This is a genomic window from Streptomyces sp. NPDC005402, from assembly GCF_040606575.1.
In the GTDB taxonomy this organism is placed as follows: Bacteria; Actinomycetota; Actinomycetes; order Streptomycetales; family Streptomycetaceae; genus Streptomyces.
On sequence record NZ_JBEXFB010000043.1, the window covers coordinates 13,785 to 29,792 of the forward strand.

The 16,008-nt window shown below is 68.7% G+C and carries 14 protein-coding genes and 2 pseudogenes; 10 read left to right on the top strand and 6 right to left on the bottom strand.

The window, feature by feature from the left end:
• The first annotated feature begins 28 nt into the window (after window positions 1-28).
• The 5 genes from ABZT02_RS43250 to ABZT02_RS43270 all read left to right on the top strand — a co-directional run bounded on the left by ABZT02_RS43250 (window position 29) and on the right by ABZT02_RS43270 (window position 6,836).
• Window positions 29-2,437, top strand: a complete 2,409-nt coding sequence (locus ABZT02_RS43250; protein WP_356028316.1) for a ricin-type beta-trefoil lectin domain protein — start codon at window positions 29-31, stop codon at window positions 2,435-2,437.
• Window positions 2,438-2,516: 79 nt separating this feature from the next.
• Window positions 2,517-4,499 carry an alpha-L-fucosidase gene (locus ABZT02_RS43255; RefSeq protein WP_356028318.1) on the top strand — a complete coding sequence of 661 codons (1,983 nt, stop codon included), beginning with the start codon at window positions 2,517-2,519 and terminating at the stop codon, window positions 4,497-4,499.
• Window positions 4,500-4,570: 71 nt separating this feature from the next.
• Window positions 4,571-5,890 (top strand): ricin-type beta-trefoil lectin domain protein, encoded by a 1,320-nt coding sequence (locus ABZT02_RS43260; protein WP_356028378.1) that lies wholly within the window; start codon window positions 4,571-4,573, stop codon window positions 5,888-5,890.
• 235 nt (window positions 5,891-6,125) lie between these two features.
• On the top strand, window positions 6,126-6,485 hold the full coding sequence (locus ABZT02_RS43265) for a hypothetical protein (protein WP_356028321.1): 360 nt from the start codon (window positions 6,126-6,128) through the stop codon (window positions 6,483-6,485).
• Window positions 6,486-6,620: 135 nt separating this feature from the next.
• Entirely contained in the window at window positions 6,621-6,836 is a 216-nt protein-coding gene (locus ABZT02_RS43270; RefSeq protein WP_356028323.1) for an alpha/beta fold hydrolase, read from the top strand.
• A gap of 475 nt (window positions 6,837-7,311) precedes the next feature.
• Here the strand turns inward: ABZT02_RS43270 and ABZT02_RS43275 are convergent.
• Window positions 7,312-7,590, bottom strand: a pseudogene (locus ABZT02_RS43275) (DUF6207 family protein); the annotation flags it as partial.
• Window positions 7,591-7,768: 178 nt separating this feature from the next.
• Window positions 7,769-7,912 carry a hypothetical protein gene (locus ABZT02_RS43280; RefSeq protein ID WP_356028326.1) on the bottom strand — a complete coding sequence of 48 codons (144 nt, stop codon included), beginning with the start codon at window positions 7,910-7,912 and terminating at the stop codon, window positions 7,769-7,771.
• On the opposite strand from ABZT02_RS43280, the gene ABZT02_RS43285 reads away from it, so the two are divergent.
• The 3 genes and pseudogenes from ABZT02_RS43285 to ABZT02_RS43295 all read left to right on the top strand — a co-directional run.
• Complete coding sequence (locus tag ABZT02_RS43285; RefSeq protein ID WP_356028329.1) at window positions 7,904-8,398, top strand: hypothetical protein; 495 nt, start codon at window positions 7,904-7,906, stop codon at window positions 8,396-8,398. The two genes, ABZT02_RS43280 and ABZT02_RS43285, sit on opposite strands and share 9 nt — an antisense overlap.
• The gene (locus ABZT02_RS43290) at window positions 8,350-9,075 is read left to right on the top strand and encodes a dienelactone hydrolase family protein (RefSeq protein WP_356028332.1); all 726 of its coding nucleotides are present in this window, start codon (window positions 8,350-8,352) and stop codon (window positions 9,073-9,075) included. Before ABZT02_RS43285 ends, ABZT02_RS43290 begins: the two co-directional genes overlap by 49 nt.
• A gap of 1,030 nt (window positions 9,076-10,105) precedes the next feature.
• Window positions 10,106-10,260: pseudogene (locus tag ABZT02_RS43295) on the top strand (IS3 family transposase); the annotation flags it as partial.
• A gap of 140 nt (window positions 10,261-10,400) precedes the next feature.
• On the opposite strand, the gene ABZT02_RS43300 reads toward ABZT02_RS43295, so the two are convergent.
• Window positions 10,401-11,018 carry a TetR-like C-terminal domain-containing protein gene (locus ABZT02_RS43300; RefSeq protein WP_356028334.1) on the bottom strand — a complete coding sequence of 206 codons (618 nt, stop codon included), beginning with the start codon at window positions 11,016-11,018 and terminating at the stop codon, window positions 10,401-10,403.
• A gap of 68 nt (window positions 11,019-11,086) precedes the next feature.
• Between ABZT02_RS43300 and ABZT02_RS43305 the strand changes: the two genes are divergently transcribed.
• Window positions 11,087-12,421: an alpha/beta hydrolase gene (locus tag ABZT02_RS43305; protein WP_356028336.1), complete on the top strand. Its 1,335-nt coding sequence runs from the start codon at window positions 11,087-11,089 to the stop codon at window positions 12,419-12,421.
• Window positions 12,422-12,653: 232 nt separating this feature from the next.
• Here ABZT02_RS43305 and ABZT02_RS43310 read toward each other — a convergent pair whose 3' ends face one another.
• Complete coding sequence (locus ABZT02_RS43310; RefSeq protein ID WP_356028339.1) at window positions 12,654-13,049, bottom strand: nuclear transport factor 2 family protein; 396 nt, start codon at window positions 13,047-13,049, stop codon at window positions 12,654-12,656.
• Between the two features lie 770 nt (window positions 13,050-13,819).
• On the bottom strand, window positions 13,820-13,990 hold the full coding sequence (locus ABZT02_RS43315) for a hydrophobic protein (RefSeq protein WP_356028342.1): 171 nt from the start codon (window positions 13,988-13,990) through the stop codon (window positions 13,820-13,822).
• A gap of 291 nt (window positions 13,991-14,281) precedes the next feature.
• Here ABZT02_RS43315 and ABZT02_RS43320 point away from each other — a divergent pair, with 291 nt between their 5' ends.
• Window positions 14,282-14,827, top strand: a complete 546-nt coding sequence (locus ABZT02_RS43320) for a transposase family protein (protein WP_356028344.1) — start codon at window positions 14,282-14,284, stop codon at window positions 14,825-14,827.
• 322 nt (window positions 14,828-15,149) lie between these two features.
• Here the strand turns inward: ABZT02_RS43320 and ABZT02_RS43325 are convergent, their stop codons facing one another.
• The gene (locus tag ABZT02_RS43325) at window positions 15,150-15,944 is read right to left on the bottom strand and encodes an SDR family oxidoreductase (RefSeq protein WP_356028347.1); all 795 of its coding nucleotides are present in this window, start codon (window positions 15,942-15,944) and stop codon (window positions 15,150-15,152) included.
• Window positions 15,945-16,008: the final 64 nt, after the last annotated feature.

The following is a 16,008-nucleotide window of genomic DNA, read 5'->3' on the forward strand; positions in this document are numbered from 1 at the left end:
CACTCCCCACCTGCGAAAGGAACCCACCGTGTCAGCAATCGCACGGCTGTTACGGCGCCTGCGTGTCCCGACGGCCGTGGTCGCGGGCCTCGTCCTGGCCGCCGGCGGCGTCGTGGGCACAGCCGCCGCCCCGGCCCGGGCGGCCACCTCCATCACCCTCAACGGCGCGTCCGGCGGACGGACCTTCGACGGTGTCGGCGCGATCAGCGGAGGAGGCGGCAACAGCAGGCTCCTGATCGACTATCCCGAGCCCCAGCGCGGCCAGGTCCTCGACTACCTGTTCCGGCCCGGCTACGGCGCCTCCCTGCAGATGCTCAAGGCCGAGATCGGTGGGGACACCAACTCCACCTCGGGAGCCGAGCCCAGCCACCAGCACACCCGCTCCGACCTGAACTGCGACCGGGGCTACGAATGGTGGCTGATGGAGCAGGCCAAGGCCCGCAACCCGAACATCAAGCTGTACGGGCTCGCCTGGGGCGCCCCGGGCTGGATCGGCAACGGCAACTTCTGGTCCACCGACATGGTCAACTACCTGGTCTCGTGGCTGGGCTGCGCCAAACAGCACGGGCTGAGCATCGACTACCTCGGCGGCTGGAACGAACGAGGCTACAACGTCTCCTGGTACCAGCAGCTGCGGAGCACCCTCAACAGCAACGGCTACGGCAGCGTCAAGATCGTCGCGGCCGACTCGGACTGGTCCGTGGCGAACGACGTCAACTCCAACCCGTCGTTCGCCTCCGCGGTGAGCGCCATCGGCACGCACTATCCCTGCGGCTACCGGTCGTCCCAATCGACCTGCTCGGTACCGCAGGCCGCCATGTCGTCCGGCAAGCCGTTGTGGGCGAGCGAGAACGGCTCGGACGACTACAACGGGGGAGCGCAGGCCATGGCCCGCGGCATCAACCGCGGATACATCGACGGACGGATGACCGCGTACCTCAACTGGCCCGTGGTCGCCGCCCTCACCCCCAACCTGCCGTACCCCACCATGGGCATGGCCCTGGCAGCGCAGCCGTGGTCGGGCTCCTACTCGATCGGCAAGAACACCTGGGTGATGGCGCACACCAGCCAGTTCACCAGCCCGGGATGGCGCTATCTCGACGCCTCCAGCGGCTACATCGGCGGCAATCGTGCCAACGGAAGCTACGTCTCGCTGAAGTCCCCGAACAACTCCGACTACTCCACGGTCATCGAGACCATGGACGCCTCCAGCGCACAGACGCTGAACTTCAACGTCACCGGGGGGCTGTCCGCCGGAGCCGTCCACGTCTGGTCCACCGACGTGAGGTCCGCCGACCCGGCCGACCACTTCGTGCACGCCGCGGACATCACCCCATTGGGCGGCGGTTTCAGCCTCACCGTCCAGCCCGGCCACATGTACACCCTGACCACCACGACCGGACAGGGCAAGGGAACCGCCACCGGTCCCGCCCGGGGCGCGCTGAAGCTGCCGTACAGCGACTCCTTCGACGACTACGCCACCGGCCATGAGGCGAAGTACCTCATGGACTGGCAGGGCGCCTTCGAGGTGGCGGGCTGCGGCGGCGGCCGCAGCGGAAAGTGCGTGCGCCAGATGAGCCCGCAGAAGCCGATCACCTGGGACTCACTGACCGATCCCCACGCCCTGCTCGGTGACGTGAGCTGGGGCAACTACACCGTCGCCTCCGACGTGCTGCTCGAACAGCCCGGATACGCCGAGCTGATCGGCCGTGCGGGTGGGCACGACTACGACCGCACCGGCGGTCAGAACGCCTACCGCCTGCGGGTGAGTGACACCGGGGCCTGGTCGATCCTCAACTCGAACACCAACGGCACCGTCACCACCCTGGCTCGCGGCACGATCGCGGCACTCGGCACCAACCGGTGGCACAGCCTGGCGCTCACCTTCTCCGGGACCACGATCGCCGCCGTCATCGACGGTGCCACGGTCGGTTCCGTGGACGACCGCACCTGGGCCGCGGGGCAGATCGGCTACGGGACCAGCCAGGGCGAGGCGGCACAGTTCGACAACCTGTCCATCACACCCGGCAGCGGCGGGAGCGGTGGCGGTACGGCCGGCGCGATCGTCGGGGTCGGCTCCGGCCGCTGCGTCGACGTACCGAACCAGTCGCAGACGGCCGGCACCCAGGTGGCGCTGTGGGACTGCAACGGCGGCAGCAACCAGCAGTGGACGAACACCTCCGCCGGTGAGCTGCGGGTCTACGGCAGCGACTGCCTGGACGCCGCGGGCCAGGGCACCAGCCCCGGCACCAAGGTGGACATCTGGGGCTGCACCGGCGGCGGCAACCAGAAGTGGACGATCCACGCCGACGGCACGATCACCGGTGACCAGTCCGGCCTGTGCCTGGACGCCACGGGCGCCGGAACGGCCAACGGCACCCTGCTGCAGCTGTGGACCTGCAACGGCAGCAGCAACCAGAAGTGGACGCACGACTGATCCAGGTGCCCGGCCGACCCGGCCGACCGTCAGCGACCGAAGGTACGACTTCCGCTCAATTCCCCCTGAGAGGCCCCACATGTCCTCGTCCTCCCTGCCGTTCAGCCGGCGCCGACTGCTTGCGGCGGCCGGCGCGTCGGCGGCCGTCGGCCTGCTGCGGTTCGCCCCCGAGGCCGCCGCGACCGACGGCCCCGGAAGCTACACCGCGAGCTGGTCCTCCGTGGACCAGCACCCCCCGGCCCCGGCCTGGTTCCAGGACGCCAAGTTCGGCATCTACTACCACTGGGGCGCCTTCAGCGTCCCCGCCTTCGGCAACGAGTGGTATCCGCGCAACATGTACATCGGCGGCTCGGCCGAGAACAACCACCACAAGGCCACCTACGGCGACCCCTCGGCCTGGCCGTACCACAACTTCATCGACGGTGCCCGCGACAAGGCGGGCAACTTCGTCCAGTTCGCCCCCAAGCTGGTCTCCCAGGGCGGCAGGTGGGACCCGGACGCCTGGGCCAGGCTGTTCAAGGCCGCGGGCGCCAGGTTCGCCGGGCCGGTCGCCGAGCACCACGACGGATTCTCCATGTGGAACAGCCGCTCCAACCCGTGGAACTCGGTCCAGCACGGCCCCAAGCTCGACCTGGTGGGGCTGCACGCGCAGGCCATCCGCGGGCAGGGCCTGAAGTTCATGGCCTCGCTGCACCACGCGTACCACTTCAACGGCTTCTACGACCACGTGCCCTCCCAGTCGGACCCGAGGCTCCGCATCCTCTACGGCCAGCAGGGCTCGGCCGCGGAGAACAAGCTCTGGTACGACAAGCTGGTCGAGGTCATCGACGGCTACCAGCCGGACCTGGTCTGGCAGGACTTCGCGCTGAACCAGGTGCAGGAGTCCTATCGGCTCCAGTTCCTGGCGCACTACTACAACCAGGCCGTCGCGTGGAACAAGGACGTGGTCGCGACCTACAAGGACGGCCTCAACAACAAGGGTGAGGTCTTCGACTTCGAGCGCGGCGGCCCGGCAGATCTGCTCACCCCCTACTGGCTCACCGACGACAGCATCTCCTCCTCCAGTTGGTGCTACACGGTGGGCATCGGCTACTACTCGACGCAGGCGCTGCTCCACTCGCTGATCGACCGGGTCAGCAAGGGCGGCAACATGCTGCTGAACATCGCCCCGATGGCCGACGGCACCATCCCCTCCGGACAGCAGTCCATCCTGCTCGCCATGGGCGACTGGCTCGGCCGCTTCGGAGAGGCGGTCTACAGCACCCGCTCCTGGGCCGGCTACGGCGAGGGCCCCACCAAGATGGGCGGAGGGTCCTTCAGCGGACCGGTGGCCGGCAAACCTCAGGACGTCCGGTTCACCCGCAGCCGGGACAACAAGGTCCTGTACGCCACCGCGTTGGGCTGGCAGGGCGGCACCATGACCGTCACGACGCTGAACTCGAACCGGATCAACCTCAGCAGCCTGACCGGCGCCCAGCTGCTCGGCAACACCGCAGGCACCTACATCGACCTGCCGGCCCCGACCCAGGACGCGTCCGGCCTGCACCTCACCATGCCCTCGTCCAACCCGCCGTTCAGCGCGCCGGCGTACACGGTCAAGCTCACCTTCTCCGGTGAGATCCCCGTCCTGGGCGCGCCGGGCGGCTCCACGACCTGGGTGCGGATCGCGAACGTGACCAGCGGACTGGTGCTCGACAGCGGGGGCAGCGTGGCCGCCGGCTCCAACCTCAAGCAGTGGAGCTACGACGGGAGCACCAACCTGCAGTGGCAGCTGATCGACCTCGGCAACGGCTACCACCGCATCGTCAACCGCACCAACGGCATGGCCGCCGACAGTTACGGCAACGCCGCCAACGGCGCTCCCGCCCGCCAACAGGCGTGGAACGGCGGCAACAACCAGCAGTGGTCGCTGGTCAGCCTCGGCAACAACCGCTACCAGATCGTCAATCGGGGCACCGGCACCGCCCTGGACGGCAGCGGCAGCACCACGAGCGGCTCCACCACCGTGCTGTGGGCGCCGAACTCCAGCACCAACAACGCGTGGACCGTCACCGCCGTGTGAACCGGCGCTCCCCCTGGGACAGCAGAACTCGACGACGGAAGAAGGAGAGCATGGGACGTAAACCGCTCTTGATGTCCATAGCGGCCGCACTGCTTCTCATCCTGAGCACCGCGGGCACCTCGTTCAGCAGCGCCCTCGGCGCACCCGCACCGGCCACGAAGTCCGCCGCGGCGGCGAGCGCCGGCTGCGGCAAGGCACCGACGCTGACCAGCGGCAACCACACGATTCAGAGCGGCGGCCAGAACCGCAGTTACATCCTGCGGGTCCCGGCCGGCTACGACAGCAACCACCCCTACCGCCTGGTCTTCGGCTTCCACTGGCGGGGCGGCACCGCGAACGACGTCGACTCGGGAGGCACCGACGGCTACAACTGGTCCTACTACGGCCTCAGGCGCCTGGCGGACAACGCGAACAACAGCACGATCTTCGTCGCGCCCCAGGGCAACGGCAACGGCTGGGCGAACCCCGGCGGCCAGGACGTGGCCTTCGTCGACGCCATGGTCAACCAGATCGAATCAGGCCTGTGCGTGGACACCACCCAGTTGTTCTCCGCCGGCTTCAGCTACGGCGGTGCGATGTCGTACGCCCTCGCCTGCTCACGGGCGACGGTCTTCCGCGCGGTCGCGGTCTACTCCGGCGCGAACCTCAGCGGCTGCAACGGCGGCAACCAGCCCATCGCCTACATGGGCCTGCACGGCCTCAGGGACAACGTGCTGCCCATCTCGTCGGGACGGCAGCTGCGCGACACCTTCGTCCGGGCGAACGGCTGCACACCGCAGAACCCGCCCGAGCCCGCCAACGGAAGCCTGACGCACATCATCACCACCTACTCCGGATGCAGGTCCGGCTACCCCGTCGTCTGGGCCGCGTTCGACGGAGCGGGCCACGACCCGGGCCCCATCGACGGTTCCACCGGTGACGGCTGGCGTACCTGGACGTCGGCAGCCGTGTGGCAGTTCTTCACCCAGTTCGGCTCGAGCACGCCGCCGACTCCACAGCCCACTGAAAACCAGGAGATCGTCGGCCAGCAGTCCGGACGCTGCCTCGACATCAACAACTCGACCACGGCCAACGGTACGCAGGCACAGCTGTGGGACTGCAACGGCGGCTCCAACCAGCGCTGGACCCACACCACCGGAAAGCAGCTGGTCGTCTACGGCAACAAGTGCCTGGGCGTGGGCCAGGGCGCGGGCAATGGCACCCCGGCGGCGATCTGGGACTGCACCGGGCAGCCCGACCAGCAATGGAACATCAACGCCGACGGCACGATCACAGCGGCGCAGTCGGGGCTCTGCCTGGACGCCAACGGTCAGGGAACCGCCAACGGGACGAAAATCCAGCTGTGGACCTGCTCGGGCGGAGCCAACCAGCACTGGCGCCTGCAGAATTGACGGACCGGGGCCAGGCCCGACACGGTACGGGCCTGGCCTGGTGCGGGGGCGTGCTCGAGCCCGACGCGGACGCGGAAGATCCAGCTGCGGAACGTCCCTGACGGCCTTCAGCTGCACTCCGTCACGAGGACACGGAGTTCGGACTCCCGTCGTTGTCTGATTGGACATCATTTTCCTTGCACTGCAGGTTAGTTGAACCCATGCTCTGCTGCGTCTGTGAACTCCTGATAGCCAGTTGCTCGCCGGGACGGCCGTGGCCGCGCCGTCCGTGCAGACGTCACCCGGGCGCATAGCCTGGACGCCCTGCGAACCACCCTCCGGCAAGAGCGATTCGGCCACGTTCGAGTGCGCCACCATCAAGGTGCCCGTCAACTGGAAGCGGCCCCACGGCGCCACCATCGACCTGGCCCTGACCCGCCACCTCGCCACCGACCCCGAGCATCGGATCGGCTCGCTGCTGATCAACCCCGGCGGCCCGGGTGGCTCCGATGTGGACTTCGCGTTCCAGGCGCCTGCCGCCTTCTCTCCCGAACTGCGGCGCGTTTCGATATCGTGGGCTTCGACCCACGTGGCGTCGGCCGCAGCAACCCCGTGACATGTGACCAGGATCTCCTGAACGCCCAGTGGAACGCGATCCATCCGGACAGTGCCTCCTCCTGCCGCATTGCGCAAGGCGAACCACGCTCTCGGCGAAAACTGCCGAGCCGTCACGGGACCGCTGGTCGGCCACATGGACACCGCGAGCGTCGTCCGCGACATGGACGCGATCCGCTCCGGCCTCGGCGAGCAGCGAATCAGCTACTACGGCGTCTCCTACGGCACGTTGATCGGCCAGCAGTACGCCGAGCTCTATCCGAGCCGCATCCGCCGTGGGTTCGGTCGGCCAGACCGCGGGGCAGTGCGTGCCGGTGCGGGGATAGCGTGGGGCCCCGCCAGCCAGCGATGACGGTGACTCCTCGCTCCGCAAGAGGCCGACGAGTGACGATCGTCCTGCTGCTGGTTCCGCCCCTGCTGCCCTTCGTGACGCCGCAGCTAGCCCGGCGGCTCCTCGGACCCCGCGGCCGCGGCTGGAGCGGGGCACGGCTTCGCGGATCAGCCGCCACGGTTCGCCCCGGATCAGGGATGGGAACATGCCAGCTGACCTGCGCTGTGATGACGCCCTGCTGCGCGTTGGCGATCGGCGGATCGTGATTGAGGTCGACTGGGCCTGTTCCTTCCTGACGCGGGGGTGTGGGGTGGTGTCCTGCGGGGCGTTCCGGAAATTCTGGTGGACGAGGTGCGGAGCGCTCATGAGGTGCGGTTGCGCTTGTCGCCTCGTGCAGAGCGTCGGCCCCGTCTGCTGGCTGCCCCGCTCGCTGAGACGCCTGCGCCCTTTTTCGGTGAAGGAACGGTGCCATGCCAGGGCACCGGGCTCCGGGTTCCCGGGGCGTACGGTCCGCCGGTGCGATCGTGCACTGCGCGGCGAGCAGTTCCTGGACCGCGAGCGCGGTTGCGTCATCGGCGGCCGCGACCTCTACCACGGCCAGCCCCGGCTCCGCCACGTGCGCGTCAGAGCCCCGCCGTATGACGCCGCCAGCGCATTCCACCGCGGCTCGCCGCCGTTCGGGTACCTTCGGTCGCGGTTCGACGCGCGGGAAGGACTCGCCCAGCAACCGGCTGCAGACACTGGCCTCATGAGCGAGAGCAGCGAGAAGGTTCACAGTCCTGGGGAGGCAGCGGGCGGCGTCGCCCAAGGCTCGCCTTCCGGCTGCGCGGGTCCTGGCGCCGTCGGGAGGGGTCGGGTGGTGAAGTCTGCCGAGTCCCCTTGCACGGTCGCCGAGACTAGCCGGGCCGCGCAGCCGGGGCAAGATCGCTCGCTCGAGGTCGCCACGGGGGCGGTCACGACGTGCGGCGGTGCTGGGCGGAGCTGCGGGAGCGCAGACGGATCACGATGTAGAGGGCCACGGCCGCCAGGACCAGGACGACCTTGCTGATGATGCCGACGCGCCAGGACCGCGCGGCGTACCCCACGGGATGTCGCACTGGCCCTACGTCCAGGTCGTCAACGACGCCCTCACTGCACGCGCCATCCCGCCGGGCACCGTACGGGCCGGCCACCACGGCCTCGAGCGCGGCCTGACCATCACCCTCGCCTCGGATGTCTCCCGCATCAGCGGCCGCGGCGGAATCCGGATCGACTGGGAGGAACGCCAAGGCTGGTACCACGCCCCGACCGGGCTGAACGCCTTCGACGTGCTGCTCTACACCGCAGCCCTGCGCGCGCCGAGCGCGGACCCGGAACGGGTGGCCGACGTGCCGGAGGAACTGGTGCGCTTCCGGCGGCTGCCGGAGGAGTATCGGGAGGAGTGTCTTCAGCGGTTTCTGGCGTGGAGGGGAGGTTGCAGAGGGGCACCCGAGCTGTTCTGCCAGCTGCAGAACACCGACCCGACCGGGCTCAACGATCACTACAGTCCCGTCTTATGGCGACGATTACAACGCGCATGGTCGAATACGCAGCCGACGGTCTGACGATGGTCGGGCACCTGGCGCTCCCCGTTGGCGCCGGCCGTCGGCCAGCGGTCCTGATCGGGCCCGAGGGGATGGGGCTCAGCGACGTTGAGCGCCGGCGGGCCGATGCGCTCGCCGAGCTGGGATACGTGGCGCTGGCCTTCGACCTCCACGGCGGGCGCTATTTGGGCGACCCCGAGGAGATGCTTGCCCGTTGCATGCCGCTGCTCGCCGACCCCGACCGGATGCGGGGCATCGGCCACGCGGCGCTCGACGTGTTGCGGGCCGAACCGCCGACCGAACCTGATCGGATCGCCGCCGTCGGCTACGGCACCGGGGGCGCCATCGGGCTGGAACTCGGGCGCGACGGTGTCAACCTACGCGCGATCGCGACAGTCAACGCGCTGACCACGGGCCGACCGGGCGAGGCGGCGCGTATTCGCTGCCCGGTGTGGGCCGGGGTCGGGTCGGAAGACCCGATCATGCCGCCTGCGCAACGGGAGGCGTTCACCGCCGAGATGCAGGCGGCGGGCGTCGACTGGCGCCTCGTGGTCTATGGCGGCGCCTTGCACGCCTTCCACCACCCGCCGGTCGACCACACCGTGGTCCCCGGCGTCGGCTATCACCCTCGGCACGCGCAGCGAGCCTGGCGCGACGTCGTCGACCTACTTGCCGAGTGCTTGCCCGTGACGGAGTGATCTGGTCAGTCCAAGCTCGGGCACCCGCTGACCAGCGCATACGGCCTTCCGCCTGGCAGGCTGACCACACTCAATTCGACCTGTGGGTGATCGCCCGGGGCAAGCCCGAGTCGTGCGGAGAGGTCGTGGCCGCCCACCTCTGGAGGTGGCGGCCGTCGATCAGATGGGCCCCCGACCAGGGCTTGAACCTGTCCGCTGTGCCCGACGGCGCAGTGTCGGGGTACGTCCACGATCGAGAGCCTGCGACCGGCCTGGCGGCAAGCGCGCGTGCGCTGTGGACGAACCTGCTCGGTCTCGATCCACATAGACCTTTTCGCCAGTCCGTCTGGTCTCGTGGTGTCACGGGGGTGATCCAGACGGCGGATCGCTGTTCGCCGGACCGGGCGGAGCCGACTCGACGTCGGCCGCCACGGCAGCCGGCGGGAGCTTCTGCTGTACCCGCTTCGAGATGCTCCAGGCCCGCTCCCGCACCGGTGACCGTGCCAAGGAGCCGGTCCTCGTGACGCCGCCGCATCGCTTCCGTACGGAAGCGGGAGATGACGGTGAGCACCTCGCCGATGCTCCGGGCCGCTGACGCGAGCAGGCTGGGCACGACAAAGGCGAGCACGACCCACACGGGGGCGTCGCCGATCGCTGTCAGGCCCGCGGCGGTCATGCCGAAGATGTGGGGGAGGCGGAACGCGGTCATCGTCGATACTCCGGGGTGCAGCAGGCGGACACAGCAGGGAGAGCACCGTCATCCCCTGAGGCCGTGGCAGAGCAGAGCCGCAGCGCGGGAAGGTCGGAGATCGGCACTGTGCCGGGGCGGAGTGTTAGCGGCGCAAGCCCGTCAATCAGGAGCACGTCGGCGCTCTGTCCAGCTCTCCGTTTCGGACCCCGGCCTGCGTGTAAGAGGCCTTGCGGTGCCGTTGGAGTACGGGAGGTTGGGCAGGGCGCCCTGCTCGCAGCTCGCTCGCGAGCGGCACGGCCCGGTAGACCCTGTCCTCCTAGCCCCGCAACCCCCGGTATCCAGGCAGAGGAGAGGCGGGGCCGCCGGCAGTGGGCCACCGTCAGGAACTGCGGATCGCGATCGTGGTCTGGATCGAGAGGACCTACCACCGTCTCCGCAGACAGGCCCTCGCTCGGCGGCTGACCCCCGCCGAATTCGAGACCGCCATGACCACAGGGGCCTTCCGGGCCGCGTAGCCACACCTGTCACCCAACCTTGCAGCAGCCCTAACCGATGGTCGGCCGCAGTTGGTTGACCTTGGGATCTCGGTCTTCACCGACCATGCACCACTGCTTCAGCCGGGCTCGGGAGAGCCCGGATACCGACCCTGATCCTGTCACCGAGCGAGTTCGGATTGGCGAAGACTGCGGAACAGCTCCGGGGTCGTCCATCCGCGCAGCGTGGCGTGCATCGTCGAGCGGAATGCGCCCTCGGCCGTGGTGGAGTCGAGGGCTCCGGCCAGTTCGAGAGTCACGAGTCCATGCAGGGTTGCCCAGATGGACAGGGCGATCGCTGTTGCGTCGCCGGCGAGAAGGGATGCCTTCAGGCCGCGATCGATGGCATCGAGGAGCGGACGGATTGGGTCGCTGGCACCGACCTCGCCCGACGGGTCGAAGGACTGCACACCACCGAACAGCACCGTGTACAGGTGGCTGTGTCCTCGCCCCCAGCGACGGTAGGCGACGGCCAGCGCGTAGAGGTCGGCGAGAGGGTCCGCGGAGATCTGCACCGCCGAAACGTCCTGGAACAGGCCGGCGACGGCTCTGTCGCGCACCGCACGGATCAGCCCGTCCTTACCGCCGAACAGGGAGTACACCGCCGTCGTCGACGCCTCGGCGGCAGCGGCCACGGCGCGGACCGTGAGCGACTCCCGCGGACGGGTGGCGAGCATCTCGGTCGCGCACTCCACAAGCCGCTCTTTGACGGCCTCGTCGTTTGTTCTCGGCCTACCCACGGCCAGCAGCCTACCCCCTCTGATAACGTCGTTTTGAAACAGCGTTCTGAAACTGTCGGAGGTTCGCCGTGCCCACGTCCGCCATACGCCTCGTCCGCTTCACCGGTCGCTTACTGCTGGCCCTGGCCGCCGTCACGATGCTGGTCGTCGTCTTTCTCGCACTGATCGCCCTCACAGATGGGGCAGGCTCGGGGTTCGCCGCATGGTTGTCGACCCTTGGAGTCGGTGCTGTCCTCGCGATGTGGCTGGGCCGACGCCGCACGTGGCCGGCGCGGCTCGTGCCGTTCCTGCCGGTGATTGTCGCGGCAGCACTGACGGCATCGGTCTGCATCCCGACCGTGCCGACGGCCCGGCGATACCCACCCGCCCTGCCGTTCGTGACCACGCAGCACTGGAGCCTGTCCACCGGCAGCCGGGTCGCGGTATACCACTACCCGCCCGCGAACCCCGGTCCCCGGCATCCCATCCCGTTCGTGTACCTCAACGGCGGACCGGTCCGTGGCATCTCGGTGCTCGACCACCGGTTCCTGCAACTCCTGGCACGCCAGGGCTATGACGTCTACGCCTATGAACAGGCCGGTGGCGGACGAAGCGACCTGCTGCCCATGAGTCAGTACACGATCTCCAGGTCGGTCCGTGACCTCGCCGCCTTCGTCGACCGCCTGAACAAGGGCAAAATCGACATCCTCGGATTCTCCTCAGGCGGGTCCGTGCTCACCCGAGCCCTGGCTGACCCGGGGGTCGCTGCACGCTTGCACCGGGCGATCATTGCTGAGCCCGGCCCCATGGACGGCCCCACCGCACACATCGCCGGGCACAAGGGCCGGAAGTCCGCGAGGGGCCTCGCACCGGCCATGCCCGGACCGCGATCGACGCACGTCCCCCGGTACGCCGTGGCGTTCGGCCTTATGCGACTGGGACTCCTCACCCCCGACACCGGACTGATCGGCCAGGCCGAAGGCGACAACGCCTTCACCGCCGCAGACCTCGACAGCGACACCGCATCCGCCTACTGCGCTCGCGACGCGCATCGCATCCCCGCCGAGGACACCGCACGGAACTTCTCCTTCAGTCCCGCCGCCAGCCTCCGCATCCAGCAGACGGTCAAGGACTCCCCCTCCATCGCCTCGAAACTGAGGCGCTCCCGGACCCCCGCGATGCTGATGATCGCCGAGTGCTCCTCCCAGATTCGTCACTGGGAGACCACCGTCCTTGCCAATGACCCCGCCATCCAGCGCACGCAGTACATGCCCGGAGTCGGACACCACATGTGGAACGGCCTCGACGACAACAACGACCGGGCCGTCGCCGTCATCACTGCGTTCCTTCAGGACAAGCCGGCACCCCAGCCGAACTATCCGACCCGTGATGAGATCCCTGCCTTCCTGCGCGACCAGAAATGAAGACGTTGCAGCCTGCCGCCAGCACAACGGCGGCCGAAACCTCGGGGCCGTGGCTTTGTTCACGAGTACCGACAGCAGATGTTCACCACTTCGGCAGGCAGGCGCCGGAGGTTCTGTTCGCTGCCAGTGGCGCCACCGCCCGCATCCCCGAGGAGCGCCAGCCCTGGGGATCGAACTGACCAACGGCTGAACCATGGACTGCGCACAGAACGGCGGGAGCCTGGAACGCCGGTCACGGCCCTTTGTCCCCATGGCGGTGGGCGACCCGCCACCACCCGCCCTCGCGGCGGTAGACCTGCGTCACCCTGAGCGTGTAGCTCGTGGGCTCGCCGTGGACGGACACGGACGTGCGCTCGAAGCCGGCCGTCCAGGCCAGGTCGCCCACCACGTCGCACGCCCGCAGGTCGAACGCGTACGACGTGCAGGAGGAGAAGCTCTCCGCGAGGTGGGTGAAGAGCTCGTCGACCTCGCGTAGCCCGAAGGCGTTGCGCCAGGCGCCGAGCACGCTCACCGGCTCCTCGCGGGACCACAGTGCCCTGCGCGGGTCCGCGTCGCCGTTGTGGATGGCCAGCTCCGCCGCGTACAGGTCGGATCCGACCCAGGCCAGGAAGTCGTCGCGCTCGCTCATGTCAGCATCGAAACGCCGCTGCGGCCTGACCGCCTCCCAGCCCGGCAGGTGGGTGAGCCGCGACCGGGCCGTCCGGCGGGCCGGGGTGGGGCGGGCCCATCCGAGCCTCGGGAGCCGGGGTGGCCGCCGAGGGCTGAGCCGCCCCTACCGCGCCAATGCCCCGACAGGAGCCCGAGGGTTCGAATTCCAAAGCCACATCGGTGCCTCCCGAAGTAGTGAACATCTGCTATCGGTTCTCGTTCTCGTGAGCAAAGCCACCCACGGCCCATGCAACGAATACGCACAGGATCCCAGGAGTCTTCTGCCCGGCATGCTGGCCCGTTACATCAGCCGAGAGCGCTGTTCTCCGACACTGCCACTCTGCGCACGACCACGGCTGCTTTATCGACGACGCCTCCTGGGGCGGGCACCGCCACCACCACGGCAGTGGCCGTCACCACTGACCTGCTTTCCCGGCTCAGCGGCTCGAGGTGATGCCGCGAGGCGACGGGATGTGGCCCCTGGGGTCACCTGTCGCATCGGACCAGCGGGATACAGCCCGCGGCCGGACCGGGACCGGCAGAGCGTGCGGGGCGGCGCGCGGAATCGGGGTGGCTGGGGTCCGGTGGTTTGGAGGCGCAGGTTCCACTGCTCACCGGGCCCCAGCTATGAAGCCCGGTTCCCGGGACGACGGTAGTCACACCGTTTTACAACAGAGTTGTCCTGATACGGGACATGCCCGTGGGCCCCGGATGGATCCGGGGCCCACGGGCATGTTGCTGCGGGGTGGGTTACCAGCGATACCAGCGTCCCTTGCGGCCGCCCGAGTCGGCGGAGCGCATGACGAAGCCCAGCAGCCAGACGACCAGCACGATGACGGCGAGCCACCACAGTGCCTTGAGCGCGAATCCCGCGCCGAAGAGGAGCAGAGCCAGCAGAAGAACGACAAGCAGGGGAACCATAGTTATCAACCTCCGTCGCTCCTCGTGCCCGGCGAAGGCAAGAACACACAGTCGATTTCCCTGGTTTCTCCACTGCTCATGCGGGCACTGGGCTCAGGTTCTTCACGGCGTTCACCTCTGCCCAAGCGCTCGGAGCCCGGGCTCGCACAGGCTCGCTGTGTCACTTTTCATGGGCTCTGGTCCACTTCGTGTGGTCGCGTACGCAGCGTGACTACGATCTCCTCGTGAGGCTGGCTGAGATAGCCCGAAAATCGCCCGGGCGGTGCGCGGTGTCGCCGACAGTGCTGCGCCGTGAACAAAATACGGCCGGAACTCGAGGAGTTGCTGTTCTCCTCGCTGGAGAACGTGTTGGTGGAGTCCGTCGCGGCTACCGACATCGTCGTCCGGATCGAGGCCCTGAGCACTGCTCGGCAGGCAACCAGCCCTGGCTGCGGGTACTTGTCGGGGCGAATACACGGCTCCTATCCGCGGTTTCCTCACGATCTACCGACGGCGGGCAAGCCCGTCGTGGTGGCATTGAGGGTGCGCCGGTTCGTCTGCGCGGAGGGCTCCTGTTCGCGCAAGACTTTCGCCGAGCAGGTTCCGGGGCTCACTCGCCGGTTCGGCCGGCGGACGGAACGGCTGCGATCGACGCTCATCTCGATCGGCCTCGCGCTCGCGGGCCGGGCGGGGCCTCGCATGACGGACGTCTTCGGGGCGCCGGTCAGTCGGAATACCCTGCTGAGGCTGATCGCCTCGCTGCCGGATCCTCCTGTCACGACACCCCGCGCGGTCGGCGTGGAGTCTACAGCTGTCCGTTGTCCAACGGGCCAGGGCCTCTCCGGCCAGCGGGAATGACACCGGAGAGGCCCTGACGAATCGGGAGGGGCGTTGCCCCGGGGGGAACCGTCAGACTTGGAGCCAGATCGCGTGGTCCGGTTCCAGAAGTCCGTCCGTCATCGAGCCGCTGGCCAGCTGCGTCGCGGTGTGGTCGGGCACCTGGTACGGCTCGTCCGAGAGGTTGACCACGCACCAACCGGGGTCGCAGCGGAAGGCGAGGACACCGACGGGGGGCGTCGACCCACGCGAGGGACACCGCGAAATACGAGAACCATCAGGTCCGGCTCCAGCCCGAACTGATGGTCCAGGGCCTCCGTTTCCGCCGCTGACACCGCACCGCTTACATATGGGTGCCGCCGTCTATGCGGATCTCCGTGCCGGTGATGAACGTGCCGTCCACCGAACCGAGCATGGCGACGACGCCCGCGACTGTCTCCGGCCCGGCGAAGCCCTGGCCGATGGCCGGGAGCAGCTTCATCATGATGTCGTAGTCCGCGTCGTCGGGCAGGCCCGGGCCGACGTTCTCCTTGCTGGTGCCACTCGCGTCGGTCATCCCGGAGGAGATCGAGCCCGGCGCGACGGCGGTGAAGCGGATGCCCTGCTTGCTGTACTCGGCGGCGAGCGCATGGGTCATGGACTGGATGCCGCCCTTGCTGGCGGCATAGGCGGCCATGTAGGGGTGCGCGAAGCTCGCCGAAGTGGAGCTGAAGTTGACCACGGCCGGGTTCTCGCCCTGGAGCAGCGCCGGGATCGTCTCGCGGATCATCAGGAAGGTGCCGGTCAGGTTGACCGCGATGACCTGGTTGAACTGTTCCAGGCTGGTCTCGTGGGTGTGCGAGGAGCGCAGGATGCCGGCCGCGTTGACCAGTACGTCCAGGCCGCCGCCGAGGGCGATAAGGGCGGCCGCGACGGCCTCGCGGACGGAGGTCTCGTCGGCGATGTTCACCTGGACGGTGTGCAGACGGTCCTTGGTACCGGTGTCGGCGGCGAGCTTGCGGGTGGCGGTCAGGCCGGCCGTATCGACGTCGGCGGCGACGACGTGGCCGCCCTCGGCGAGTATGCGCAGGACGGTGGCCTGGCCGATGCCGGAGCCTGCTCCGGTGATCAGGACACGGCGGTCGTCGTAACGGTTCATGGGAGTGCTCCAGTTTCTGGCTAGTGAGTCTGCTGGTCGGTCGGCCGGTGAAGTGATGGCGTGG